The organism is Cohnella rhizoplanae, assembly GCF_948329515.1.
In the GTDB taxonomy this organism is placed as follows: Bacteria; Bacillota; Bacilli; order Paenibacillales; family Paenibacillaceae; genus Cohnella; species Cohnella rhizoplanae.
On record NZ_CAOJCN010000005.1, the window covers coordinates 18,627 to 42,106 of the forward strand.

The following is a 23,480-nucleotide window of genomic DNA, read 5'->3' on the forward strand; positions in this document are numbered from 1 at the left end:
TTCTTTCATCATGGCGGCCGGACGGATCGCCCGCGCGCCGCCGCATCGATTATTTGCGGGGTTTAAAGTTTTGGTTCTGGTTCTGGTTTTTCATCATTTGCTGGGCCTTTTGCAGCTGCTGCTTGTTCATATTGTAGCCCATCTGCTTGGCCATCTTGGCCAGCATGTCCGGGTTGCTCTGCATTTTCGTCATCTGGTTGCGCAGGTAGAATACGCCGCCGAGGAAGCCAAGCACAAGCCCGACGATTAACGTCAGAACCGGAATCAGAATATCCCAAAAGCTCATCTGCCATACCTCCAAATTTTACGCATGATTGCGGCTGTCCGTCGACATGGGCATGCGGGACAGCCAGCCTATAATAGCATGAGCCCAACCGACTAATCAACCCGGCTGCGGCGCGACTGCAGCGGGACGCCGGATCAATTGAGGACCGACTCGACGAACAGCGTGGGCAGCTTCGCGAGATCGAGCTCGCGCGCGGCGGAGGACTCGCCCTCCCTGGCGATGACCCGGACGATCGGCCTGCCCGGCAAGCCCCGGTGCTGCGCGACGACGATGCCGATCAACCGGTTGGAGAGTCTCACCGAGACGCCGTTCGGGTAGACCGACACGATCTTGAGAAATTCGATCAGCACCTCGCGGTCCAGCGCCGTCCCCGAGAGCGCCAGCAATTGCTCGACCGCCTCGTGCGGCTGCATGCGCGGCCGCTCCGGCGTCCCGTGCACGAGGTTGTCGTACGTATTCACGACCGCCGTGATCTTGGCGTAGACGTGAATCTCGTCGCCCGACAATCCGCGGGGTTGTCCGCTCCCGTCCGGCGCCTCGTGATGCTGGAACGCGACGTGGGCGGTCAGCAGGCTGTATTCCCGCTTGAGCTTGAGCAGCTCGAACCCCCGCCATGCATGGTGCGAGCGCCCCTCTTCGATGCCCGGCGCCCCCAGCTTCCCGATGTCGTGGAGCAGCGCGCCCATGGCAAGCTCCTTGAGCTGAATCATGTTGAGTCCCATATTGGCGCCGACCATCGTCGCCATCATGCAGACATTCATGCTGTGAATGTACATCTCGTTGTCCGCGGTACGGATATCCGAGAGCTGGACGAGCACGTTCTGGTTGCGCAGCACATCCTCCATCAGTTGATCGACCGACAGGCTGATCGCCCTCGCGTTGAACTCCTTGCCCGAACGCAGCGCGTTATAGGTGGCGGACATCTGCGCGATCACTGCCTGCTTGGTCTGCTCGGACAGCACCTCGTCCTGCGGAATCTCCTGCTCGCCCGGCTCCGTGATGTACACCATCGGGACCCCGAGCCTGTGAAGCGTGCTGATCATGAATACCGTCAGTTGAACGCCGGCCGAGAGCAGCACCGTACCGTTTTCCGAGAATAGCGTCCTGCCGAGCAGCTGCCCCGGCTCGACGCTATCGATGTCGACCAGCTTCATAGTTACGCTCTCCCATGGATGCAACGGCATATGCCGATTTTTTCTTTCTACTTTATATATTATCGGCTGGCAGGCCCGTTATAGCAAATAAAGAAATGGAGCGCCTGCGTCCGTTCGAAAAAAAACCGCAGCCGGCGGGGACGCGTCCCCTCAGCTGCGGTCTTCCGCGCGAACGCTCCCGCGGCGCCTCGGCGCCGGCTCCGCGAGCGCGGCCAACCCGCGGACGGCCGCGGCGCGCACCCGCTCGTCCGCGTCCGCCGAGGCGGCCTCGGCCAGCGCCGCCTCGGCGATCTCGCCGCGGATGCGGCCGAGCGCCCAGGCCGCGGTCGCGCGCAGCTCGAAGCGCGGATCCTCGCGCAGCACGCGGGCGACCTCACCCGCGGACGCCTCGTCGCGAAAGTTGCCGAGACCGATCAGCGCGTTGCGCTGGATCGGCTTGCGTCCGCGCCAGGACGCGCTGCTCGCGCCGAACGCGTCCTTGAACGCCCGGTTGCCCATCTGCAGCAGCGGCAGCAGTAGGGGCTTGGCTACCTCCGGATCGGGCAACGTCTCCGCCTGATGCCTCGAATCGATGCCCCGGTTGATCGGGCATACGATCTGGCAGGTGTCGCAGCCGTACAGCCGGTTGCCCATCTTGACCATCGCGTCCTCGTCCAGGAGGCCCTTGCTCTGCGTCAGATAGGAGATGCACTTCTGCGCGTTCAGCTGCCCGGGACCGACCAGCGCGCCCGTCGGACAGGCGTCGATGCAGATGGTACAATCGCCGCATTGGTCCGCGAGCGGCGCGTCCGGAGGCAGCGGCAGATTCGTGATCATCTCGCCGAGATACATCCATGAACCGAGCTCGTCGTTCATGATCATGCAATTTTTGCCGCTCCAGCCGATGCCGGCGCGCTCCGCCACGGCGCGGTCGGAGAGCGCGCCGGTATCGACCATGGACAGCCAGCGCAGCTCCGGCGCCCGCTCTGACAGCCAGGCGGCCAGCCGCTCCAGGCGTCTGCCGAGCACGCGGTGGTAGTCTTCCCCCCATGCCGACCGAGACAGGATGCCGCGGCGGGCGCCCGGCTCGGATACGGGCGGGTTCTTCAGCTTCGACGGGTACGCGACCGCGATCGCGACGATCGAGCGGGGCGCTTCGAACAGCAGCGTCGGCTGCGTCCGCTTGTCCAGATCCGGTTCCTCGAAGCCCGACTCGTAGCCGAGCTCCCGATGAACCGCGAGCCTCTCCCGCAGCTCCGGGAAAGGCTCGGCAGACGTCACGCCGATCCGGTCGATGCCCAGCGACTTCGCCGCGGCCAGCATCTCCCTTTTCAACGACGACCAATATGCGGGGCTGCGGCCGGGAGCCTCGACGCCCTTCGTATCCAAGGTAACTACTCCCTCCTCGCGCTACAGGCCCTTCCAGCGTACGATGGGCCACATGATGAATTCCGTACGGCCGAGCAGCAGCGAGGCCGGCACTTCGCCGAACGTACGGCTGTCCTTGCTCGCGCCGAGATGGCGGTTATCTCCCATGATAAAGTATTTCCCGTCGCCGACCTTCACCGGTCCGAAGTCCCCGTCCTCGATCGGACTGTCCGTATAAGGCTCGACGCGCAGCTCCCCGTTCACGTACAGCTGACCCCCTCTGCCCTCGATCGTATCGCCGGGCATGCCGATGATGCGCTTCACGAGATACTTCTTCTTGTCCGGCCCGTCGCTGGGATCCTTGAGTATGACGACGTCGCCCGACTTCGGATCGCCGAGCTCGTAGGCGACCTTGTTCACGAACAACCACTCATGCTCGTACAGCGTGGGCTCCATCGACTCGCCCTTGACCGTGGACAGCCTGAAGACGAAGGCCCACAGCAGGATGACGATCGTAAAGGCGATGCCCAGCGCGCGCAGCCACTCCCACAGCTCGCGGCGCCAGGCGGATGCGGGCTTGGCCGAGCGGGTCCTGCCGGTCTGAGGGATGCCAGATGTCTGCTTCATATGAACGGCTCATTCTCCTTCGCCTGCGGACTGTCTCTCCACTCCCGGTAATACCGTCTCGCTTCATCGTCGCCGAAGGGATGTCCAAACGCCGCCACCCGCTCGTGCAGCGCGCGCAGCCCTTCCTCCACCTGGCTCCGTACGGATGCGCTGTAACGGTACTCTTCCTTGTGCTTGTCGTATTCGTCCCGGTCCAGATCGAGCACCGTGCCTCCTGGCAGCAGCACCACGTCCAGGTCGTAGTCGATATAGGTGAGCACGTCGTGGTACCGGTAAGGCGGCGAAGCGACGTTGCAATAATATCGTACGCCCCGGTCTTCGAGCAGCGCCACCACGTTAAACCATTCGCCAGGCAGAAAAAAAGAAACGGCCGGCACCCGGCTGATCCATTCCTTGCCGTCGGCTTCGCGAATCGGCGTATGGTCGTTCACGTACACCATGATGCCCGCTTCCCGGTGCGCGGGATGGAGCCTGTCCTCGGGGACCTTCCAGTTCTCGAGCCACATGCGGTGGAGCGAGCCGTTGTGCTTGAAGCTCTTGATCGTACAGCTCTCGTATATAGATGTAGATAATAGGCCGCCGCTGCGCTCCATGCCAAGCCCCCTGCCGTAGAACCAATTAAGATAATATAAGAAAAGCATATCTTATGGCCAAAAGCAACCGGTATTCGGCGCCTGTCGACACGTAAGATATGCTCTCCTGATTGCAATGCGGTCCAGCGAGGTTCGAGCGTTGAGGCGTTCAGCCTGCTACGATGGATAACGGACGTTGCGGCGTCACGAGATCGAGCATCTGCTCGCTCACGGATTGATAGAACGGAAGCAGCAATTCATTGTGCTTGTCCACCGCGACAAACACCTTCAGCACGTTGCGCTGGCGGAAACGCGCATTCATGGCGGTCACGAGCGCGCGGCCCACGCCCTGGCGGCGACGGTCCGGATGAACAGCGATCCGGTACACATAGCCCTTGCTCTGGTCGATCGTGCCGATCATGATCCCGGCAAGCTCGTCGTCCTTAAGCGCCACGAGCACGAGCTCGCTGTCCCAGGACAACTGGCGGGATAACGCCGACATCGTCTCTTCACAGCATTCCTCCGACAAAGCCACTTTCAGAAGCTCGGATACGGAACGGTAATCCGACAATTGAAAAGTCCGAATCTGCATATGCTTGTCTCCCCGGATTCAGTTAAAGTAGAGGCTGAACTGTGAACATCGCTTTAACGTCTTTTTATATTACGACAAATTCGTGATTATTTCATGCTATTTTAGGAATATCGCATAAATTATTTTGGAGAAACGCCGCGCAAAAGAGTGTAAACGCTTTAAATAAACCGCTTACATATGGTTTTACCGAAATATTCACCGAAAATCGCCGAAAACGCGCTAAAATCGACTTTTAACCGACACGGGTCTTTATTACTTCCATGCCAGTTATATTATGTAAAAACGAGGGCGCAGCAGGAATGCCTGGCGAAAGTTGTATCGAATAAATCCGCAAAGCGTGGAAATGCTGTTGGAGCGACGCGAGCGCCGTTGGCCCCGGCGACTTTCTATACACCCATGTTGATTTAGTATCCGAAATCGGAGATAATACAAAAGAAGATTTCCAAACCAGATTCATACTTAGAGGAGGCTGTTCCATTATGGCACACGTTCTGCCCGCTCTTCCTTACTCCAACGACGCACTCGAGCCGCATATCGACGCGCTCACGATGGAGATCCACCACGACCGCCATCACAATACTTACGTAACGAACCTGAACAAGGCCCTCGAATCCGCTCCGGAACTCGCGGACAAGAGCCTGAACGACCTGATCTCCGACCTGAACGCCGTACCGGAGGCCATCCGCACGGCCGTTCGCAACAACGGCGGCGGCCACGCCAACCACTCCCTGTTCTGGGAGACGATCGGCCCGAACGCAGGCGGCGCCCCGACCGGCGCGCTGGCTGCCGCGATTGACAGCGAGCTCGGCGGCTTCGACAAGTTCAAGGAATCGTTCGCGGCTGCGGCCACGACTCGCTTCGGCTCCGGCTGGGCGTTCCTGGCCGTCGACAAGGCCGGCAAGCTGAAGGTTTACAGCCTGCCGAACCAAGACAGCCCGATCTTCGAAGGCGAGACGCCGATCCTGGGCCTCGACGTATGGGAGCACGCTTACTACCTCAAGTATCAGAACAAGCGTCCCGACTACATCGGCGCGTTCTGGAACGTCGTCAACTGGGAAGAAGTCGGCAAGCGTTACGAAGCTGCCAAGTAAGATAAGCATGGAAAAGCCAGCGCCGTAATTTGAGGCGCTGGCTTTTTTGTGCGGTCGTCGCAACTCGGTGCATTAATGCTCCGAGCCGGCGTTCAGCGGACCGAGCTTGCCGGCGAAGTGGGCGCCGAGCAGCTTGCTGAACACGTTCGGCCACGCAAGCCGCTCGAACTCGGCCGGACCGATCCAGCGATAGCCGGCGGGCAGCGCGGAATCGGAAGCGTTCAGTTGCGCGTTCGGTTGCAGGACTGCGTCGGATAGCGGAGCTGCGTCGGATACCGGAGCTGCGCCCGGCTGCTGGTCTTCGTTCGAAGACTGCGCGGCAGGCAAGCCGCGCGGTTCCCCGGCGAATGCAGCCTCGGGCAGGTAGGCCGTTTGCCCTTCAGCGACTTCCGCCGATTCCATCGCTATTGCTGTTTCCGCTTTTACCGCTGATTCCACCGCCACTGCCTTTTCCGCCGTTATTACCGGTTCCACCGCTGCTGCCGTTTCCTCCGTTGCCGCTGCTTCGGCGGCTCCCGTCCATTCCGCGGCCTCAGCCGCCGCCTGCGCTGCTCCCCCGTGCACGCGCAGATGCCAGTGCAGATGCGTGAACACATGCTCTGCGTCGCCCAAGTGGCGCAGCGACTCGGCACGGATGCCCGCGAGCCCCTCGGCGGCCAGCGCAGCCGAGAGCAGCGCCTGCCCCAGCGCGGGAGAATCCCACGCGTCGCGCTCGGGAGCCACCACATGCGGCAGCTCCCACATCCGCGCGAGCAGCCCGCTCTCCGGGCGCTGGCGCACGAGCACGCGCCCCTGCGCGTCCTGGATGAGCGCCGCCAGCCGATGCTCGGGCCGCGGCGGCTTGGCCTTGCTCTTGACCGGCAGCTCGGTCTCGCGGCCGGCCAGGCGGCCCTGGCAATGCGCCATGACCGGGCACAGCAGGCAGCTCGGCGACTTCGGCGTGCAGACGAGCGCCCCTAGCTCCATGAGCGCCTGGTTGAAGTCGGACGCCTCGCCCTCCGGGATCAGCTCCCGGGCCAGTCCCTCCATGCCGACGCGCACGGCCGGCCGCGCGATATCCTCGTCGATGCAGAAGTAGCGCGACAGCACGCGCATGACGTTGCCGTCCACCGCGGGCTCCGGCCTGCCGAACGCGATGCTCATGATCGCCCCGGACGTGTACGGACCGATGCCCTTCAAGCCCGCCACGACGCTCTTGTCGTCGGGCAGCAGGCCGCCGTGCTTGTCCGCGATCTCGCGGGCCGCGGCCTGCAGATTCCGGGCGCGCGAGTAGTAGCCGAGTCCCTCCCACGCCTTGAGCACGTCTTCCTCGGGAGCGCCGGCCAGCGCGACGATTGTCGGGAATTTCTCCATGAAGCGGTTGAAGTAAGGGATGACCGTGTCCACTCTCGTCTGCTGAAGCATGATCTCGGACACCCAGATATGGTAGGGGTCCCGGCTGCGACGCCACGGCAGGTCGCGCTTCGCCTGCTTGTACCATTGCAGCAGTTCCCCGCTGAAAAACGATTTGATCTCGCGCTCGTTCACGCTTCTCCGCCTTCCTGGTCCTGCGATTCCGCCGTTCCCGCGTCTTCCTTGGCCGCGCCGCCTCCCGCGCCGTAGCCGAGAACCAGCTTTTTGTATCGGCTGGGGGTCAATCCCGTATAGGCCTTGAACATCCGCGAGAAATAGTAGATTTTCATGCCGATCCGGGCGGCGACGTCCGAGACGTTGCTGGACGGATCCGCGAGCAGCGTCCGGGCCACCTCCAGACGCCGCTGGTTCACGTACTGGATCGGCGAACAACCCATCAGCCCTTTGAAGAATACGATAAAGTAGTTCGGATGCAAATAAATGAGCCCGGCCAAATCCTCCACCGTGATCGTGTCGACGAGATGCTCGTCTACATAGCAGAGCACGGTCTCCAGCTTCTCGATCTCCGGCGAGAGCGGCGCCCGATGCTCCGAAGCCGCCACGAAATGATCGATGTAAATGGAGATCAGCTCCATGAAGGAGGTCTTGATCCTAAGTCTTGCGGTCGGCTGCGCGGAGAGCAGGTTGGCGCGGATGCGGGCGAACATGGCGGTCGCCTTGCCGAGGTCGGGGATGCGCACGTGCTCGGGCATGCCGATCGCCTGATAGAGCGCCCGGTCCGAGTAGCTCGCGCGGAAGTGGCACCACCAGTAAGACAGCTTCTCTCCGCGCTTCGCCTCGATCCAATGCGCCTTGCCGGCGAGAAGGAAGCTGAAGGTCCCGGCGATCATGGGAAAAGACCGGTCGTCGATGTGCAGCAGTCCGCTGCCCCCGGTTACGAGCAGCGCCCGGTTGCAATCGTATATGTCCGGCCGGCCCTCTTCCACCCCCCCGTACTCGTCGAACGATGCCGCGGCGACCTCGAACTGCATCTTTTCGAGATGATTCATTAATATGTTAAAATAGCGTATGCTCATGCTTTGCACTCCAGGAAGCTTGTCATAAGATGTCTAGTCGGTTCTATTTATTATACTTAACATTGGGGGCCGGGTAAATTTGCAAAAATATGCCTACTTCAGCCGGTTATGGCGAACCGCCGCGGTCCTCTGCTGCGTCGGTTCGCTCTTCCTCGCCGCGGCATGCGGCGGCCGGGAAGAACCACGGAGCGGCGCGGCTTCGGCAGCTCCGCTGTCCGGACCTGCGGATACAGTGGCGCTGTACCGAAGCAACTGCATCTCCTGCCACGGTACCGGTCTCGCGGGCAATATGGGAGCGGACAGCGACCTTCGCGCCGTCGGCTCCCGTCTCACCGAGGCGCAGATCGCGGCGCAGATCGCGAACGGCGGCGGGCTGATGCCGGCTATGAAGGACCGCCTGACCGCGGAGGAGATCGGCAAGCTCGCCGCTTGGCTGGCTGCCAAGCAATGACGGGGATCGCGCTTCCGCTGCGACGCAGAAGCTCCCCGCAAGGCCCGAACATAATACAACCGTCAGGAGACAGGTTCCTGACGGTTTTTTAAGTTGCCGCCGCGATGCGGCCTTCCGCTTTACGGCAAGCGATCCTGCGCGCGAGCGATCCCGGCATCCGCGCCGTGAACGCTTCGCCTTGCGCCGCCCGGAAGCGCCGCAAGCCGAGCCCGGGCGGCGCCACCGTGCTCGGCTGCTTCGATTATTGGATCCGCTCCACCGTGGCCGTAGCGGCCGCCAGGCGACGCTCGTGCGTGATCGCCACGTGCACGCGGTAATCCCGCTCCGCCAGCCCGAGCCGCGACCAAGCCTCCGGCGAGAGCCGGCAAGCCGGCCGCCCCCGCTCGTCCGGCAGCACCTCGATGTCGCGGAATCCGACGCAGCTGCCGATGCCGCAGCCGAGCGCCTTCACGACGGCCTCCTTGGCCGCGAACCTGCCGGCCGCGAACTCCACCGCGCGGCGCGGCTGCATCTGCGCGTACCGCTCCAGCTCGCCGGCCGTGAGCACGCGCGCCGCGAACCGGCCGCCGCTGTCGTCCGCCAGCAGCCTGGCCATCCGCTCCATCTCGACGACGTCGATTCCGATTCCCTCGATCATCCCCGTCTTAAACGCCGGGAATCGCCTGGCGTTTGTGCTGCGTGCGCCGGTAATGCTTCTCGAGAATCTCCCGCGCCGCGTCCGGGATCGCTTTGCCTTCGAGATAATCGCTGTTGTCGTCGTAGCTCACGCCCAGCTCGGCCTCGTCGGTCTGGCCCGCCCACAGGCCGGCTGTCGGCGCCTTGTCCACCACGTCGGCCGGCACGCCGAGCGCCCGCGCCACCTGGCGCACCTGACGCTTGTTGAGCGAGCTCAGCGGCGTGATGTCGACCGCGCCGTCGCCCCACTTGGTATAGAAGCCCGTCAGCGCCTCAGAGGCATGATCCGTGCCGACGACCAGCAGATTGAGATCGAACGCCAGCGCGTACTGCACGACCATGCGCGTGCGCGCCTTGACGTTGCCCTTGCCGCCGCGGCTGATATGGCGGGACATGCCCAGCGACTTGAACGCGTGCTCGGTCTCGAGCGCGATCTCGTCCACCGCTTCTTCGATGTTGGTCTCGGCCTTATACTTCAGGTCGAACGCTTCGGCCACCGCATAGCTGTGGGCGATATCTTCCTGCTGCCCGTATGGCTGGAATACGCCGAGCGTCATGTATTCCTTGCCGGTCTCCGCGGTCAGCTCGTCCGTCGCGCGCTTGCACAAGCCGGCTGCCACGGCGCTGTCGACGCCGCCGCTGATCGCGATCAGCAAGCCGGACGCGCCCGCCTTTTGCACGTATTCCTTCAAGAATCCGACCCGCTTCGCGATCTCCGCTTCGGGATCGATCGACGGCTTCACGCCCAACAGGGAAATAATCTCTTCCTGCAAACTCATATGAACGCCTCCATTCGGTTGTTCTTCTACATATGTAATACGGCCGCGCATCGCTGAAACAAAAAGCGCCGCCGCCCTCGCATACGAAAAAGCCGCGGATGCGCAAAGTCATCCGCGGCTGCGCCCTGATTAGCGGCAGAAACGATCGAAAGCGTCGGTCAGATCGGCGGCGATATCCTCCGCGCTGCGGTTCTCGATCTGATGGCGTTCGATGAAGTGCACGAGCTCTCCGTCCTTCAGCAGGGCGATGGAGGGAGAAGAAGGCGGATAAGGCGCGAAGTACTCGCGAGCCTTCGCCGTGGCTTCCTTATCCTGACCCGCGAACACGGTGTACAGGTGATCGGGCAGCACTTCGTGGCGAAGCGCCTCGGCTACGCCCGGACGCGCTTGGCCGGCCGCGCAGCCGCATACGGAATTGACGACGACGAGCGTCGTGCCCTTGCTGTCCGGCAGCGCCTGCTCCACTTCCTCCGGCGTTCTCAGCTCCGTAATGCCGACACGGGTCAAGTCGTCGCGCATCGGTTGGACCATGTCCAGCATATATCGTTCGAATGACATCGACATGTCTATCCCTCGCTTTCGATAGAATCGCTATTCGGCGGGCATGCCGCTTACCTTATTATAGCGCGGCCATGCGCGAGCCGTCAAAAGCGGCGCGCGCCCGGCACGTCCCGGACCCGCCTCGATACCGATCCTTAAACCGAAGGACGATTGGGACCGTCGAGCTTCTTGTCGTATCCCGCCGACTCCGGAGAGGTTCCCTCTCTCGCCTTCGACGAAGCAGGCGCCTCCGAGCGTCCTTTTTGCTTGGGCTGCTTGGCCATCGCTATCCCTCCTCCCGCCGCTTGTGAATGTATCGGAGGTAGTGTAAGCCGCAGGCGGTCCGCTTATTCGGCGGAGGCCCAGCAGGCATAGCCGCTCTTGCAGAACGACACGATAAACGTCGTTCCCTCGTCCACCTTGGACTGCACCTCGATGCGTCCGTCGTGACGCTCCGCGATGCTGAGGCAGAGCGCGAGGCCGAGTCCCGTCCCCTGTTCCTTCGTCGTATAGAACGGTTCGAACAGCCGCTCCACCTTTTCCGGCGGGATGCCTTTGCCGATGTCGGACACGAGCAGCTGCACCCGATCCTCGAGATCGCGCGTCTCGATCCGCAGAACCCCTTTGTCGTCCATCGCCTCGAGGCCGTTGCGCGCCAGATTCAGGATCAGCTGCTTGATCTCCTTGCCGTTCAGCTCCAGCACGTCCTGCTCCTCGCAGAGCGCGAGCTCGACGGACTGGCCGCGCAGGTTCGCGTCCGCCCAGATGAGCGGCAGCATATCCTTGAGCACCGACTGGAGGCTGCTCGTCTCCTTCTCTACGATGCGGTTCTGGGCCAGCGACAAAAAGTCGTTGATGATGGCATTGGCCCTGTCGAGCTCCTCCATGACGATCCGGAAGTAGGAGCGCTGATCCGGAGGACTTCGTTCGTTGAGCAGCTGGACGAAGCCCCGGATCACCGCCATCGGATTGCGAATCTCGTGCGTGATGCTGGCCGCCATCTGGCCGACCAGGCTGAGACGCTCCATTTTATCCAGCTCGTCCTTCAGCCGCTGCGTGTCGGTCACGTCCTGCGCGATGTAGACGACGCCTTCGGATACGCCCTTGGCGCCCTTCTCGTCGATGGATCTGGCCGTCGCGAGCAGCGTACGGCCCTGCATCTTGAACATCTCCGAGGATATCCCCTCGCCCTTGTTAAGAACCTTGTTGATGATGGAGGCGGTCGCGTCGAGACCCATCAAGCGGGCCAGCTCCGAATAATGCAAGCCGACGACGTTGTCGGCGACCCGCTTGCCCATCTCCAGCGCGATCTCGTTCACGTGCGTGACGACGCCCTTGGCATCGATAAAAATGACGGCGAGGGGCACCATATCGAGAAATTGGCGCATACGGACCGACTCTAGTTTGTATTCGCGGGAGAGCTCCAGCAGCTGGGTCTGCAGACTCACGCGTTCGTAAGCGATTTCGATAAAATAGACTGATAAGTGGGGTATGAGGATGAGCGCGGTCAAGTACGCGACGCAGAGCAGGACGAACTGCGCATCCCATTGCACCGAATCGTGGACGTAAGCCATGACGAGGGATGCCAAGAAGGAGATCGAAGCGAAAGACCACAGAAAGGCGATCGACCGCATCTTCGGCCCCCGGCCCCTGGAACGGAAGGTCGACGAGGCCTTGTACAGGACGATCATAAACAAGAGAAAAAAAACGATCAAGCCGACGATGACGCCCTCGTCCTCGACCGATGCGGCCTGCAGCAGAACATATGCCGCGCCGAGCAGCACCGCGAACGGGAAGCCCCCGTACAACGATGCGACGATAATGGCGACGAAGCCTAAATCAAGAATAACTGGGCCAAACTGTATCGTATAACAGTGGCCCAGGAGCATGCTGAAGCCGCTAACGATGCCGATGAACAGGCGGGAGTGCTTCAGTTGGCGCTGGCGGGTGAACCAGACCTGAAAAGTGCCAACGGGCAGCAGGGCGATTAGCACTTGAAGAAGCAGGCCGTTAACCAACAGAAATCCCCCCGCACGATCGTCCTTAATACTAGAGCAATTCATTCTGATTAAAACATATAAACATTCCGCTTACAATAATAGGAATATAGTTTAGACTATATTATCGAGAATTAAAACTGCGGTTACGAATCGGAGAGGAACGCGCGTGGAATACAATCTTAATAACCGAAATACGGAAAAATATAACATCCTTGTAATCGGCGGCGGATCCGCCGGTCTCATGGCGAGCATCGCGGCCAGCCGTTCCGGCGCGAGCGTCCTGCTGCTGGACAAGGGAGACAAGCTGGGCCGCAAGCTCGGCATCTCCGGCGGCGGCCGGTGCAACGTCACGAATGCCAAAGAGACGGACGAGCTGATCCGGCATATCCCGGGCAACGGCAGGTTCCTGTATTCCGCGCTGTCGGTATTCGGCAACCGGGATATCGCCGCCTTCTTCGAAGGGATGGGCATCCGGCTGAAGGAAGAGGACAACGGCCGCATGTTCCCGGTATCGGACAAGGCCAAGACGGTGGTGGACGCGCTCGTGCGCAAAGTGAGGGATCAGGGCGTGCGGATCGAGACGCATGCCCCGGTCGCCGAGGTGCTCTACGAGGACGGCAGGGTCGCCGGCGCAAAGCTCGCGGACGGACGCGTATTCCGCGCGCCCTCCGTCATCGTCGCGGTGGGCGGCAAGTCGGTGCCGCACACCGGGTCGACCGGCGACGGCTACGCTTGGGCCGAGCAAGCCGGACACACGATATCCGAGCTGTTCCCGACCGAGGTGCCGCTGACCTCCTCCGAGCCCTTCATTCGCAGCCGCGAACTGCAGGGCTTGTCGATGCGCGACGTCGCGCTCACGGTATGGGGAGACAAGGGCAAGCCGCTCGTCACGCACCGCGGCGACATGATCTTCACGCATTTCGGCCTGTCGGGGCCGATCGCGCTGCGCTGCAGCCAGTTCGTGGTCAAGCAACGAAAAAAGACGGGCGGCGGTCCGGTGCGGCTCACGCTAGATCTATTCCCGGACCTGAGCGCTGCGGAGGTGTACGACCGTACGTATGGCCTGACCACGGAAGAGCCCAAGAAGGCCGTCAAAAATATATTGAAAGGCGTTGTCGCCGAGCGACTGCTGCCGCTGCTCCTGGCGGGGGCCGGCCTGGACGGCGATACGACGCACGCCAATATCCCGAAGCAGGCCTGGCAGGGTCTGTCGGGGCTGCTGAAGGCGTTTCCGATCGAGGCCGACGGCACGTTGTCCATCGAGGAAGCGTTCGTGACCGGCGGCGGCGTGAGCCTGAAGGAGATCGATCCCAAGACGATGCAATCCAAGCTGATGCAGGGTCTGTTCTTCGCGGGAGAGGTGCTGGATATCCACGGCTATACCGGGGGCTATAATATTACGGCGGCGTTCTCCACCGGCTACGTGGCCGGGCTGAACGCCGCCGAGTACGCGGAAGCTGCGAGTAGCGAGGAATAACATGCGGGTGCAAGGCGGTCTGCGGCGTGATAGCGGAACTTTTTTCCGCTATCGCGGATGCCAGGCGACTCTGCGGCGCGATAGCGGAGCTTTTTTCCGCTATTGCGGATGCAAGGCGGCTCTGCGGCGCAATAGCGGAACTTTTTTCCGCTATTGCGGATGCAAGGCGGCTCTGCGGCGCGATAGCGAAACTTTTTTCCGCTATTGCGGATGCAAGGCGGTTCTGCGGCGCAATAGCGGAACTTTTTTCCGCTATCGCGGATGCAAGGCGGCTCTGCGGCGCGATAGCGGAACTTTTTTCCGCTAATCGCTCATCCCGAGTCGGTTCCCGGGCGCTTGCTCGCCCTAATACGCTTCGAAATGGTTGTAGCTGCCATCGTCGGCATCCTCGTCTCCGGTCAGCGCGCCGGCAAATTCGTCTCTCCCGGTCCCCGCACCGACCCCGGTGCCGAAATAGGCGGGATCCCAGTCCTCGTTGACGGTGTGCGCGGGAATCTGGAGCTCGTCCAAGGCGTAAGCAACAGCGGTCAGCTGGGCGTCGTCGGCCGCCGCTTCGGAGATCAGTTCGCCGCCGTGGCTCTGGGCGATCTCCAGCGCGCTCGCGAGATTTTCCCCGTCGACATGAATGTGGAGCCGGCCGACGCCATGCGGCTGCGGTTCGTACCCGAGCTCGTCGAGCGTGCCGCACGCCTTGTGCGCGCTGTCTTCGTCAGGGAATTGGAACATCAGTGCTCGGTAAGCCATTCGAAAAGTCTCCTCTTCTAGGTAGCGGATTGGAATGCTTGTAGCATATCCGCTCGCGGCCGGCTTCATGTAGCATCCCCGGCATCCGACCGCGATTTGCCCGCCAGCCTTAACGCGAGTACCGAAGTCGCGGCGCCGTTAATCCACCCTAGCAGCAGGTAACCTGCAGCCGGCAGCAGCGCGACCGCGAGCCACCAGAGCCCGCCGTACATCCATCCGGCATGCGTGCCGATCACTACGCACCAAGCCAGTCCGATCGCACGAAGGAGCAGCAGGCGACCGATGGCCCCGGAAGCGTCCCGCACATCATCGCGCCACTCAAAGAGCGCCATGTATCGTTCCCCTCGCCACCTGCCCCACAAGCCGTTCAGCCAAAGCAGCAGCAAACCGCACATGCCGGTCCATGCGATCGCCGCTAACCAGAGCGGGGACAGCCAGAGCGCGATCATGCCGAGAAAAGCGAAGTAGAGCAGCGTCCGCGCCGTCTCCCATTCCCGGAGCAAGCTGCGCAGCCAGAGCTCGGCGATCCGCAAAGGTTCGTCGCGGCGCCTAAGCAGCGGCTTCGGTCTGCGCAGCACCCAAGGCCTGCGGCCCGCGGGCGGCATCTTCGCCTGCTCCGTGTCGATCAGCACCCAACCGACGTTTTCCCCGTAGGCCCGCTGCTCCGCTTCAAGCTCGTGCGCGAACGTGCCCGATACGCCGAGGCGGCGCCACCCAAGCCCTATGCACGCCGCTGCCAATGTGGCAATGGCAACAACGGCGACGACCGGATCGTTCCGGCTTAAGGCCCATGCCGCCGACGATACCCAGGCAGTCATGAACGCCGCCCGCAGCGCCAGCAATGCCGCTACGCGGCGCAGGCCCTGCCAACGTCGTTCGGCCGCGTCGCGAATCGCCGTCCAGACAAAGCCCGACAGGCCGGCGGACAAAGCGAGCGCGGCGCCCGAGCCGAGGCTCCAGCCCGCCGAGTGCGCCAGAAGCGGCAGCAGTAATCCCGCCGCAGCGAACGACACGGCCAGCCTTGCGGCCAATGTATAGGTTAGGCCCGCTGCCGTCATCCGCCTAACCCATCTGCCGCTCGAACGCAGGAACAGCCCGTCGCCGCGTTCGGCAAAAGTCCGCAGCCTGGCGCGCACCATGAGCAGAGCAAGGATCGCGGTCGGGGTCTGCGCGGGCACGCGGTCGATCCAGGCCGGCGGATGCCGCAGCAGGTCCGCGTACATCCCCCCGATCACCCACAGCGCCGGCAAGACTAGATAGAGCACCACGGTCCAGTCCAAAGTGAGGCGCCAGGCGCGAACCGACTTGAGCCAGAAAGCGCCGCAGCGCAGCAGGACTAACCTCATCGGACTATACTTCCCGTGAAGGCGTGCAATCAGGCTGCCGGCGGGCGGCGACGCTCCGGCGACGGGCTTCGCGGCGGGCGGCGCGGCGGGCGGCGCGGCTGCCGGCTTTGATGCGGGCTTCATGGCGTTTCCGCCGTCCGGGTCAGCCTGTGGAAACAATCGAACAACGGCGTCCCTTCGGGCATGCCGGCCGCAGCCCGAATATCGGCGACCGTGCCCGATGCGGCCGCGCTCCCCTCGTGAACGAGCACGAACCGGTCGCACAGCCGCTCGGCCGAGTCGAGCACATGCGTCGTCAGCAGCACGCCTGCACCCCTTGCGCGCTCCTCGTCGAGGGCCTCGAGCAGCTCCATGATCGCGGCGGGATCGAGGCCGATGAATGGCTCGTCTACCAGATACACGCTTGGCTCCAGCAGGAACGCTGCGACAAGCATCGTTTTTTGCTGCATACCCTTGGAGAACTTGACCGGGTAATCGTCTTTCACGTGCCGTAGCCGAAACCTGGCCAGCAGCCCATCCGCCCGCTCCGCGAGCCGCTCCTCGGATATGCCGCACACCGCCGCGGCCAGCTGAAGATGCTCCCACAGCGTGAAGCGGTCGTACAAGATCGGCATCTCCGGGATATAAGCGAGCCTGCCGTTCATGGCGCCGCCGGACTCCGCGCCGTCCCGGCGACTGCCTTGACCTTTCCTCCGACCTTGCTCCCCTCGCCATTCAACGTCCGCCACCCAATACGGCAGCTGTCCCAGCAATCCCTTCATGACCGTGCTCTTGCCCGCTCCGTTCGGTCCGAGCAGACCGACGCGCTCCCCGGGCCTGACTTCAATCGCTACGTCGCGAAGCACCGCTTTGCCCTGCTCGTATCCCGCTGCCTTGATCGCGGCGCGCATCAACCAGTCTTCTTCACCGACGTCCTTCACGTCCTTCACGTTCTTCACGCTCTTCACGTCCTTAACGTCCTTAACGTCCTTCACGCCCTTCACGCCCTTCACGTGCTTCATCGGTTTCATCGGCCCCCACCTTTGCCTTACGTGTCTTCTGTTGCGAATAACTACGAGTCGGCGGCGCGGGCGGTTGCGTAGCCGGTACAGCGGGCAGCGGATAGCGCCACGCCAAAGAGCCCCCACCCGGCTACAAGCCGAAATGGGGGCTCTCTCTTCCTGCCGGGAGGCCAGCCGTCCGCGAAGACAAGCTTCTCCCGTCTATACTATAACTGCCCGCTTAGCTGCGGAAGGCGCGCAGCGCCTCGTTCAGGGGCTTCGTGCTGGCGTACACTTCCCGGTAAATGCCGAACAGCTCGCCGTAGCGGCGGGCCCGCGCATCGTCCGGCACATAGGAGGCCGCCTGCTTGACGAACGCTTCCGCGCAGGCTTCCAGGCTGCCGTACCAGCCGCCGCCCGTCGCCGCCAGCATCGCCGCCCCGAGACCCGGTCCCTGCTCGCTCTCGAGCCGCACGACCTCCGCGTCGAACACGTCCGCCTGCATTTGCAGCCAGTCGGGATTTTTGGCGCCGCCTCCGATGGAGACGACCTTGGACACCGACTTGCCCGCCTTGCGGAAGACGTCGACGGACTCGTTAAGCGAGAACGTGATGCCCTCGAGCACCGCTCTCGCGAAGTGCGACCGCGTGTGCGCGCCGTCCATGCCGACGAAGCTCGCGCGGATGACCGCGTCCGCGTGCGGCGTCCGCTCGCCGACGAGATAAGGCGTATACAGCAGTCCGCCCGCGCCAGGCGCGATGTCGCCTACGCCGGCCAGCAGCTTGTCGTAGGATTCGCCAGCCGCGAACGTATTGCGGAACCAGCTCAGGCTGTAGCCCGCCGCGAGCGTCACGCCCATCGCATAGAACGCACCCGGTTTGCCGTGGTTGAAAAAATGCACCTTGCCCGCATAATCGGCTGAAGCGTCCGGCTCGTGCGTGAGCACCACGCCCGAGGTGCCGATGCTGCAAAGCGTCAGGCCGGGCTTCAGAATTCCCGCGCCGATGGCGCCGCATGCGTTGTCCGCGCCGCCGGCGAACACGCGCGTCGAGGCGGGCAAACCCGTCTCGCGCGCCGCCCGGTCGTCTAGCGTGCCCGTCTCGGCGACGGACTCCACCAGCGGCGGGCAGAACGAAGCGGGGATGCCGAACGCCGCCAGCACCTCCGAGCTCCAGACACGGCCAGCGACATCCAGCATCAGCGTGCCCGCCGCATCGGACAGATCCATATGCACGGCGCCGGTCAGCCGGTAACGCACGTAATCCTTGGGCAGCAGGAACGACTCGGCTTTCTCGTACAGCTGCGGCTCATGCTCGCGCACCCACAGCAGCTTGGGCAGCGTGAAGCCCTCGAGCGCCGGGTTGCGCGTCAGGCGCAGCAGCGCGTCCCCGAGCTTGCGTTCGATCTCGCGGCACTGCTCCGTCGTGCGCGTATCGTTCCAGAGGATCGCCCGGCGCAGCGGCCGCATATCCCCGTCCAGCAGCACGAGGCCGTGCATCTGGCCGGAGAAGCTGATGCCGTCGATCTTGCCGCCCGCGGCGACCGTTCTGTCGCCCAGTTCCTTGAGTACCTCGATCGTCGCGCGGACCCAATCCTCGGGATCCTGCTCGCTCCAGCCCGAGCGGTCGTGGTACAGCGGATACTCGCGGGAGGCCTCGGCCGCGACCGCTCCATCCTGCCCGACGAGGAGCGCCTTGACGGCGCTCGTGCCGAGATCGATGCCGATGACATAGTTCATGTAGGCCCGTCTCCTTCGATCTTCATTTACGCCGACTTCTTATACGCTGAAAATAACTTCGTTCACGGCCTGGCGAATTTGCTCCAGACGCCCGGAACGGTTCACGATCGGCTTCTGTCCGCTCAGCACGTAGGCTTCGAGCGAAGCGAGGGTATGCTTGCCCGCCACGATCTCTGCGCCTACGCCTTCGCCGAAGCTCGCATAGCGGCTGTCGACGATGCCGTCCAGCACCTTGTTCTCGATCAGCTTGGCGGCAGCCTTCAGGCCGTGCGCGAACGAGTCCATGCCGGCGATGTGGGCGTAGAACAGATCCTCGTCCTCGAAGGAAGTCCGGCGTACCTTGGCGTCGAAGTTGACGCCGCCTTTGCCGATGCCGCCCTCGTTCTTCAGAATCTCGAACATCGCGAGCGTCGTGGAGTACAGGTCGGTCGGGAATTCGTCCGTATCCCAGCCCAGCAGGTAGTCGCCTTGGTTGGCGTCGATGGAGCCCAGTGCGCCATCAAGACGGGCGACGCGGAGCTCGTGCTCGAACGTATGGCCGGCCAGCGTCGCGTGGTTCGCTTCGATGTTCAGCTTGAAGTGGTCCTTCAGGCCGTATTTGCGCAGGAAGCTCAGCGTCGTAGCGGAGTCGAAGTCGTACTGGTGCTTGGTCGGCTCCTTCGGCTTGGGCTCGATCAGGAATTGGGCGCCGAAGCCGATCTCCTTGGCATAGTCGACGGCCATGTGCAGCATGCGCGCCAGGTTGTCGAGCTCGAGGCCCATGTCCGTGTTGAGCAGCGACTCGTAGCCTTCGCGGCCGCCCCAGAAGACATAGTTCTCGCCGTTAAGTTCTTTGCCGACCTCGAGCATCTTCTTGATCGTAGCGGCGGAGTACGCGAATACGTCGGCATTGTTGGAAGTTGCGGCGCCGAAAACGTAGCGCGGGTTCGTGAACAGGTTGGCCGTGTTCCAGAGCAGCTTCTTGCCCGTAGACTGCTGGAATTCCTTGAGCTTCGCGACGATGACGTCGATGTTCTTGTTCGTCTCGGCGAGCGTGGCGCCTTCGGGCGCGATGTCGGCGTCGTGGAACGCATAGAACGGCACGCCCAGCTTCTCGAGCAGCTCGAAGTTCGCTTCGACGCGCACCTTGGACTTGTCGAGCGGGGACAGCGAATCCCAGCTGCGGACAGCCGTGCCGGCGCCGAACGGATCGGTGCCGTTGGCGTTGAACGTATGCCAGTAAGCGACGGCGAAGCGCAGGTGCTCCTCCATCGTCTTGCCGAGCACGACTTCGCTGGCGTTATAGTGTTTAAAGGCGAACGGATTGTCGGATTTGCGGCCTTCGTACTTAATCTGCGGTACATTCGGGAACAGGCTCATAGTGGGGATTGCCTCCTCGGTTGATGGTATGAATTCGGTTACATGCTGAACTAAGCATAGCACCTGCAACTTAGTTTGTCTATCCAATAAACTAAGTTTTATGTTATCATGACGTTAAACATTAACGACGCGAACGGAACGCTGCCCCGCAAACGGAAGCACACGAGAAATAGAAGGAGCCTACGCCCCATGAAGACCCCGACCGGAGACCAAGCGCTCATCAAAAGAATGAATACCGCCATCGTGCTCGAATCGGTGCTCCGGGACGCCCCTCTTTCCCGCGCGGACATCTCCGCGCTGACAGGATTGAACAAGGCGACCGTGTCCAGCCTGGTACAGGATCTGATCGACAGCGGCCTGGTCCGGGAGATCGGCACGGGGCAATCCAGCGGCGGTCGCAAGCCTGTCCTGCTCGAGTTCGTGGCGGAGTCCGGCTACGCCGTCGGCGTCGATCTCGGCGTCAACTACGTGCGCGGCGTGCTGACGGATCTGCGGGGCGGCGTCGTGCTGGAGCGGACGGCGCAGCTGCCCCGAACTTCGCCGGAAGAAGTATTCGGCATTTTGCGTCCCTTTATCCAAGCGCTCGTCGACGAGGCGCCGGAGAGCGCGTTCGGCGTCGTAGGCATCGGCGTCGGCGTGCCGGGTCTCGTGGACCGCGGCGGCTCCGTGCTGTACGCGCCCAACCTCGGCTGGCGCGACGTGCCGCTGCAGGATGCGCTGTCCCGCGCCTTCGGTCTCCCCGTGCTGATCGACAACGAAGCCAACGTCGGCGCGATCGGCGAGCGCCAGTTCGGGAGCGGGCGCGGCATCGGCAGCATGATCTACGTGAGCGTAGGCATGGGCATCGGGACCGGACTCATTTTGCAAAAGGAACTGTACAAGGGGGCGGCGGGCTTCTCGGGGGAACTGGGGCATCTGTCGATCGAGGCGAACGGTCCGGCGTGCCGCTGCGGCAACAGGGGGTGCTGGGAGCTGTACGCCTCCGAGCAAGCGCTGCTCGCCCGCGCGGCCGAAGCCGGCCTCGGCGAGGGCACCCTGGACAGCCTGCTCGCGCTTGCGGAGCGGGGCGACGCGCGGACGCGCGCGCTGTTCGCGGACATCGGCGAGTCGCTCGGCGTCGGCATCGCCAATATCGTGAACGTCTTCAACCCCGAGGCTGTCGTCATCGGCAACACGATGAGCCGCGCGCGGCCATGGCTGGAGGAGGAGATGATCCGCACGACCGAATCTCGGGCGCTGAACTTCCATCTCCGTGGCATCCGCTTGCTCTTCGCCGAGCTGGGCGACCGCTCCGCCGTCATGGGCGCCGCAGAGTCCGCGATCTCAGCCTTCTTCAAGCGGCTGCGGTCGGCTTGACGGCAACTTAGCACGACCGCCTTCTGATAGGAGGCGGTCGTTTTAATACGGGAGGTCGTTTGCGGATTCGGCTGACGTCCGAGTTACCTCGAAAAACAAGCTAACTCGCTTCTTGCCACGCTGCAGAAGTCCGAGTTACCTCGAAAAACAAGCTAACTCGCCCCCAGCCACGCTGCTGAAGTCCGAGTTACCTCGAAAAACAAGCTAACTCGCATCTCGCCACGCTGAAGAAGTCCGAGTTACCTCGAAAAGCAAGCTAACTCGCATCTCGCCACGCTGCAGAAGTCCGAGTTACCTCGAAAAACAAGCTAACTCGCCCCAGCCACGCTGCAGAAGTCCGAGTTACCTCGGAAAACAAGCTAACTCGCCCCCAGCCATGCTGCAGAAGTCCGAGTTACCTCGAAAAACAAGCTAACTCGCTTCTTGCCACGCTGCAGAAGTCCGAGTTACCTCGAAAAACAAGCTAACTCCGCCCCAGCCACGCTGCTGAAGTCCGAGTTACCTCGGAAAACAAGCTAACTCGCCCGCAGTCACACCGCTGAGGAGCAATTTCCAAGCCAGCAAGTCAGCAAGCCCCCACGCGCCTCCCCTAAAAGCCAAGAGCCGGACACACCCCCGCGCATCTGCGCTAGAGAACGTATCCGGCTCCTCCGGTCACCCGTTATTCGGGTGCAATGACGCCCTTTTTAAGAATGATGTTGGCGTAAATGGCGCTCTCGCCCGTCGCCACGATCGCATACGCCTGCTTCGCCCGCTCATAGAACGCGAACCGCTCGACTTCCTCGAACGGCTCGGTCAGACCGGTCCGCTCGCGCACGATGTCGCCGTACCTGGCCCAGATCGGCGTCTCGGCCGTATCGCCGGGCACGACCTGCATGAGCGCGGCCGGCCGCGCCGAGTACTGGTCGAGCGGCATCAGCTTGAGCACCGCGTCGAGCAGCTCCGGGACGCCGTGTCCGTCGCAGCGCACGAGGCGTCGCGCGTGGCTGGCCGCTGGGAAGTTCCCGTCGCCGAGCACGATCTCGTCGCCGTGCCCCATTTCCATCAATATCTTCAGCAGCTCTGGCGACACTATCGCCGGTATTCCCTTCAACACTCCAATCGCCCTCCCGCCGGGTTCTGCGCATGTCTACGGTCAGAACGCGCGGGCCGGAGCTCCCGATTCTGCCGTCTTCTGCCAGTATAACCGAAGCGGTAAGCGTTGTCTTCACTTCCCCGAGCCCCCTAGCGCGCCCGAGATAACCTATACAACCGACCCTGCGGGCGACCGCCCAATCCGGCCATCTCCCGGATGCCCAGGCAAATTGACTCGGCCTTCTCCATAAAGATAAGGGGCGGCAGCGCCGCCCCTCCGTCATACCTTCTGCCCGAATACCTGCTCGATCATGTCCGCGATCGTGCGGCCGTCGAGCACCTCCATCATCTTGCGCTCGGTCTCGCGGATCACGTCGCCGAACGCTTCCTTCATGCCGGAGCCGAGCGCGGTGCAGTCGTCGGCGCTGTGCAGCATCCCGCTGTGCAGCGGCTCCGCGATCTCGAGCGCCCGGTACACCTCGCCGAGCGTGATGGCCTCGGGCGCCTTGAGCAGGAAGTATCCGCCCTCTCTGCCCTCTCGCGCCCCGACGATCTGCGCCCTGGCGAGCCGCGACAGGATGCGCCGCATCAGCGTCGCCTCCGTGGCGCAGCCACCCGCGATCTCCCCGCTCGGACAGCGGTCGTCCCGGTCGGCGTGATGGGCCAAGTAAACGAGGGACTGCAGCGCGTACCCGAACCACCTCGGCGTCGCCGCGCCTCCGCATTTATCGATTGCCATGTCCGCACCTCCATCCGACGTACTCGCTTTTTAACAGTATAGCTCATGGGGGCACGCAATGTCTCTATAAAGGAATTTCCTGTGCAAGGAAAGCACCCGGCCGGGGCGGACCGTCGCATGCAGC

The 23,480-nt window shown here is 62.8% G+C and carries 24 protein-coding genes; 4 read left to right on the plus strand and 20 right to left on the minus strand.

The features are described 5' to 3' along the window. Positions 1–49: 49 nt before the first annotated feature. The 6 genes from PQG80_RS10235 to PQG80_RS10260 all read right to left on the minus strand — a co-directional run bounded on the left by PQG80_RS10235 (position 50) and on the right by PQG80_RS10260 (position 4,578). On the minus strand, positions 50–286 hold the full coding sequence (locus PQG80_RS10235) for a YneF family protein (protein WP_271751212.1): 237 nt from the start codon (positions 284–286) through the stop codon (positions 50–52). Positions 287–420: 134 nt separating this feature from the next. Next, a complete protein-coding gene (locus PQG80_RS10240) occupies positions 421–1,440 on the minus strand; it encodes an HD-GYP domain-containing protein (RefSeq protein ID WP_271751213.1) in 1,020 nt (339 codons plus the stop codon). A 150-nt stretch (positions 1,441–1,590) separates the two neighbouring features. After that, positions 1,591–2,742, minus strand: a complete 1,152-nt coding sequence (gene queG / locus PQG80_RS10245) for a tRNA epoxyqueuosine(34) reductase QueG (RefSeq protein ID WP_271751444.1) — start codon at positions 2,740–2,742, stop codon at positions 1,591–1,593. An 87-nt stretch (positions 2,743–2,829) separates the two neighbouring features. Next, on the minus strand, positions 2,830–3,414 hold the full coding sequence (gene lepB, locus PQG80_RS10250; protein ID WP_271751214.1) for a signal peptidase I: 585 nt from the start codon (positions 3,412–3,414) through the stop codon (positions 2,830–2,832). Further along, positions 3,411–4,007, minus strand: coding sequence for a DUF402 domain-containing protein (locus PQG80_RS10255; RefSeq protein ID WP_271751215.1), 597 nt, complete (start codon positions 4,005–4,007; stop codon positions 3,411–3,413). Before PQG80_RS10255 ends, lepB begins: the two co-directional genes overlap by 4 nt. A 148-nt stretch (positions 4,008–4,155) precedes the next feature. Next, positions 4,156–4,578: a GNAT family N-acetyltransferase gene (locus PQG80_RS10260; RefSeq protein ID WP_271751216.1), complete on the minus strand. Its 423-nt coding sequence runs from the start codon at positions 4,576–4,578 to the stop codon at positions 4,156–4,158. A gap of 479 nt (positions 4,579–5,057) precedes the next feature. On the opposite strand from PQG80_RS10260, the gene PQG80_RS10265 reads away from it, so the two are divergent. Then, positions 5,058–5,669 (plus strand): superoxide dismutase, encoded by a 612-nt coding sequence (locus tag PQG80_RS10265; RefSeq protein WP_271751217.1) that lies wholly within the window; start codon positions 5,058–5,060, stop codon positions 5,667–5,669. Positions 5,670–5,741: 72 nt separating this feature from the next. On the opposite strand, the gene mutY is transcribed toward PQG80_RS10265, so the two are convergent. Next, positions 5,742–7,196 carry an A/G-specific adenine glycosylase gene (gene mutY / locus PQG80_RS10270; protein ID WP_271751218.1) on the minus strand — a complete coding sequence of 485 codons (1,455 nt, stop codon included), beginning with the start codon at positions 7,194–7,196 and terminating at the stop codon, positions 5,742–5,744. Next, positions 7,193–8,098: a helix-turn-helix transcriptional regulator gene (locus PQG80_RS10275; RefSeq protein WP_271751219.1), complete on the minus strand. Its 906-nt coding sequence runs from the start codon at positions 8,096–8,098 to the stop codon at positions 7,193–7,195. The genes mutY and PQG80_RS10275 overlap by 4 nt, the downstream gene beginning before the upstream one ends. A gap of 79 nt (positions 8,099–8,177) precedes the next feature. Between PQG80_RS10275 and PQG80_RS10280 the strand changes: the two genes are divergently transcribed. Further along, complete coding sequence (locus PQG80_RS10280) at positions 8,178–8,549, plus strand: c-type cytochrome (RefSeq protein ID WP_271751220.1); 372 nt, start codon at positions 8,178–8,180, stop codon at positions 8,547–8,549. Between the two features lie 241 nt (positions 8,550–8,790). Here PQG80_RS10280 and acpS read toward each other — a convergent pair whose 3' ends face one another. The 5 genes from acpS to PQG80_RS10305 all read right to left on the minus strand — a co-directional run bounded on the left by acpS (position 8,791) and on the right by PQG80_RS10305 (position 12,561). Then, entirely contained in the window at positions 8,791–9,186 is a 396-nt protein-coding gene (gene acpS / locus PQG80_RS10285; protein ID WP_271751221.1) for a holo-ACP synthase, read from the minus strand. 7 nt (positions 9,187–9,193) lie between these two features. Continuing rightward, positions 9,194–10,003 carry an NAD(+) synthase gene (gene nadE / locus PQG80_RS10290; protein WP_271751222.1) on the minus strand — a complete coding sequence of 270 codons (810 nt, stop codon included), beginning with the start codon at positions 10,001–10,003 and terminating at the stop codon, positions 9,194–9,196. A 129-nt stretch (positions 10,004–10,132) separates the two neighbouring features. Further along, the gene (locus PQG80_RS10295) at positions 10,133–10,567 is read right to left on the minus strand and encodes a BrxA/BrxB family bacilliredoxin (protein WP_271751223.1); all 435 of its coding nucleotides are present in this window, start codon (positions 10,565–10,567) and stop codon (positions 10,133–10,135) included. 131 nt (positions 10,568–10,698) lie between these two features. Continuing rightward, complete coding sequence (locus tag PQG80_RS10300; protein WP_271751224.1) at positions 10,699–10,827, minus strand: hypothetical protein; 129 nt, start codon at positions 10,825–10,827, stop codon at positions 10,699–10,701. 63 nt (positions 10,828–10,890) lie between these two features. Continuing rightward, positions 10,891–12,561: an ATP-binding protein gene (locus PQG80_RS10305; protein WP_271751225.1), complete on the minus strand. Its 1,671-nt coding sequence runs from the start codon at positions 12,559–12,561 to the stop codon at positions 10,891–10,893. A gap of 148 nt (positions 12,562–12,709) precedes the next feature. Here PQG80_RS10305 and PQG80_RS10310 point away from each other — a divergent pair, with 148 nt between their 5' ends. Further along, positions 12,710–14,020, plus strand: coding sequence for a BaiN/RdsA family NAD(P)/FAD-dependent oxidoreductase (locus PQG80_RS10310; protein ID WP_271751226.1), 1,311 nt, complete (start codon positions 12,710–12,712; stop codon positions 14,018–14,020). 345 nt (positions 14,021–14,365) lie between these two features. Here the strand turns inward: PQG80_RS10310 and PQG80_RS10315 are convergent, their stop codons facing one another. From PQG80_RS10315 to xylA, 5 genes are all read right to left on the minus strand, one after another. Then, positions 14,366–14,764, minus strand: coding sequence for a hypothetical protein (locus PQG80_RS10315; RefSeq protein ID WP_271751227.1), 399 nt, complete (start codon positions 14,762–14,764; stop codon positions 14,366–14,368). Between the two features lie 65 nt (positions 14,765–14,829). Further along, positions 14,830–16,233, minus strand: coding sequence for an ABC transporter permease (locus PQG80_RS10320; RefSeq protein WP_271751229.1), 1,404 nt, complete (start codon positions 16,231–16,233; stop codon positions 14,830–14,832). Then, positions 16,230–17,000 carry an ABC transporter ATP-binding protein gene (locus PQG80_RS10325; protein ID WP_432432746.1) on the minus strand — a complete coding sequence of 257 codons (771 nt, stop codon included), beginning with the start codon at positions 16,998–17,000 and terminating at the stop codon, positions 16,230–16,232. The genes PQG80_RS10320 and PQG80_RS10325 overlap by 4 nt, the downstream gene beginning before the upstream one ends. Positions 17,001–17,331: 331 nt before the next feature. Beyond that, on the minus strand, positions 17,332–18,828 hold the full coding sequence (gene xylB / locus PQG80_RS10330) for a xylulokinase (RefSeq protein WP_271751231.1): 1,497 nt from the start codon (positions 18,826–18,828) through the stop codon (positions 17,332–17,334). 39 nt (positions 18,829–18,867) lie between these two features. Further along, positions 18,868–20,187 carry a xylose isomerase gene (gene xylA / locus PQG80_RS10335; RefSeq protein WP_271751232.1) on the minus strand — a complete coding sequence of 440 codons (1,320 nt, stop codon included), beginning with the start codon at positions 20,185–20,187 and terminating at the stop codon, positions 18,868–18,870. Between the two features lie 189 nt (positions 20,188–20,376). Between xylA and PQG80_RS10340 the strand changes: the two genes are divergently transcribed. Next, positions 20,377–21,543 carry an ROK family transcriptional regulator gene (locus tag PQG80_RS10340; protein WP_271751233.1) on the plus strand — a complete coding sequence of 389 codons (1,167 nt, stop codon included), beginning with the start codon at positions 20,377–20,379 and terminating at the stop codon, positions 21,541–21,543. Between the two features lie 661 nt (positions 21,544–22,204). Here the strand turns inward: PQG80_RS10340 and fucU are convergent. Together fucU and PQG80_RS10350 are read right to left on the minus strand one after the other, a co-directional pair. Beyond that, positions 22,205–22,639, minus strand: coding sequence for an L-fucose mutarotase (fucU, locus tag PQG80_RS10345; RefSeq protein WP_271751234.1), 435 nt, complete (start codon positions 22,637–22,639; stop codon positions 22,205–22,207). A gap of 258 nt (positions 22,640–22,897) precedes the next feature. Next, positions 22,898–23,356 carry an RrF2 family transcriptional regulator gene (locus tag PQG80_RS10350; RefSeq protein WP_271751235.1) on the minus strand — a complete coding sequence of 153 codons (459 nt, stop codon included), beginning with the start codon at positions 23,354–23,356 and terminating at the stop codon, positions 22,898–22,900. Positions 23,357–23,480 lie beyond the last annotated feature (124 nt).

Coding starts and splice junctions, on each gene's coding strand:
- xylB (WP_271751231.1), bottom strand. CDS start 18,828: ATGAACTATGTCATCGGCATCGATCTCGGCACGAGCGCCGTCAAGGCG.
- PQG80_RS10240 (WP_271751213.1), bottom strand. CDS start 1,440: ATGAAGCTGGTCGACATCGATAGCGTCGAGCCGGGGCAGCTGCTCGGC.
- PQG80_RS10340 (WP_271751233.1), top strand. CDS start 20,377: ATGAAGACCCCGACCGGAGACCAAGCGCTCATCAAAAGAATGAATACC.
- PQG80_RS10265 (WP_271751217.1), top strand. CDS start 5,058: ATGGCACACGTTCTGCCCGCTCTTCCTTACTCCAACGACGCACTCGAG.
- PQG80_RS10320 (WP_271751229.1), bottom strand. CDS start 16,233: ATGAAGCCCGCATCAAAGCCGGCAGCCGCGCCGCCCGCCGCGCCGCCC.
- PQG80_RS10300 (WP_271751224.1), bottom strand. CDS start 10,827: ATGGCCAAGCAGCCCAAGCAAAAAGGACGCTCGGAGGCGCCTGCTTCG.
- PQG80_RS10275 (WP_271751219.1), bottom strand. CDS start 8,098: ATGAGCATACGCTATTTTAACATATTAATGAATCATCTCGAAAAGATG.
- PQG80_RS10260 (WP_271751216.1), bottom strand. CDS start 4,578: ATGCAGATTCGGACTTTTCAATTGTCGGATTACCGTTCCGTATCCGAG.
- PQG80_RS10315 (WP_271751227.1), bottom strand. CDS start 14,764: ATGGCTTACCGAGCACTGATGTTCCAATTCCCTGACGAAGACAGCGCG.
- PQG80_RS10255 (WP_271751215.1), bottom strand. CDS start 4,007: ATGGAGCGCAGCGGCGGCCTATTATCTACATCTATATACGAGAGCTGT.
- xylA (WP_271751232.1), bottom strand. CDS start 20,187: ATGAGCCTGTTCCCGAATGTACCGCAGATTAAGTACGAAGGCCGCAAA.
- queG (WP_271751444.1), bottom strand. CDS start 2,742: ATGCTGGCCGCGGCGAAGTCGCTGGGCATCGACCGGATCGGCGTGACG.
- nadE (WP_271751222.1), bottom strand. CDS start 10,003: ATGAGTTTGCAGGAAGAGATTATTTCCCTGTTGGGCGTGAAGCCGTCG.
- PQG80_RS10350 (WP_271751235.1), bottom strand. CDS start 23,356: ATGGCAATCGATAAATGCGGAGGCGCGGCGACGCCGAGGTGGTTCGGG.
- PQG80_RS10325 (WP_432432746.1), bottom strand. CDS start 17,000: ATGCGCGCCGCGATCAAGGCAGCGGGATACGAGCAGGGCAAAGCGGTG.
- PQG80_RS10235 (WP_271751212.1), bottom strand. CDS start 286: ATGAGCTTTTGGGATATTCTGATTCCGGTTCTGACGTTAATCGTCGGG.
- lepB (WP_271751214.1), bottom strand. CDS start 3,414: ATGAAGCAGACATCTGGCATCCCTCAGACCGGCAGGACCCGCTCGGCC.
- acpS (WP_271751221.1), bottom strand. CDS start 9,186: ATGATCGAGGGAATCGGAATCGACGTCGTCGAGATGGAGCGGATGGCC.
- PQG80_RS10295 (WP_271751223.1), bottom strand. CDS start 10,567: ATGTCGATGTCATTCGAACGATATATGCTGGACATGGTCCAACCGATG.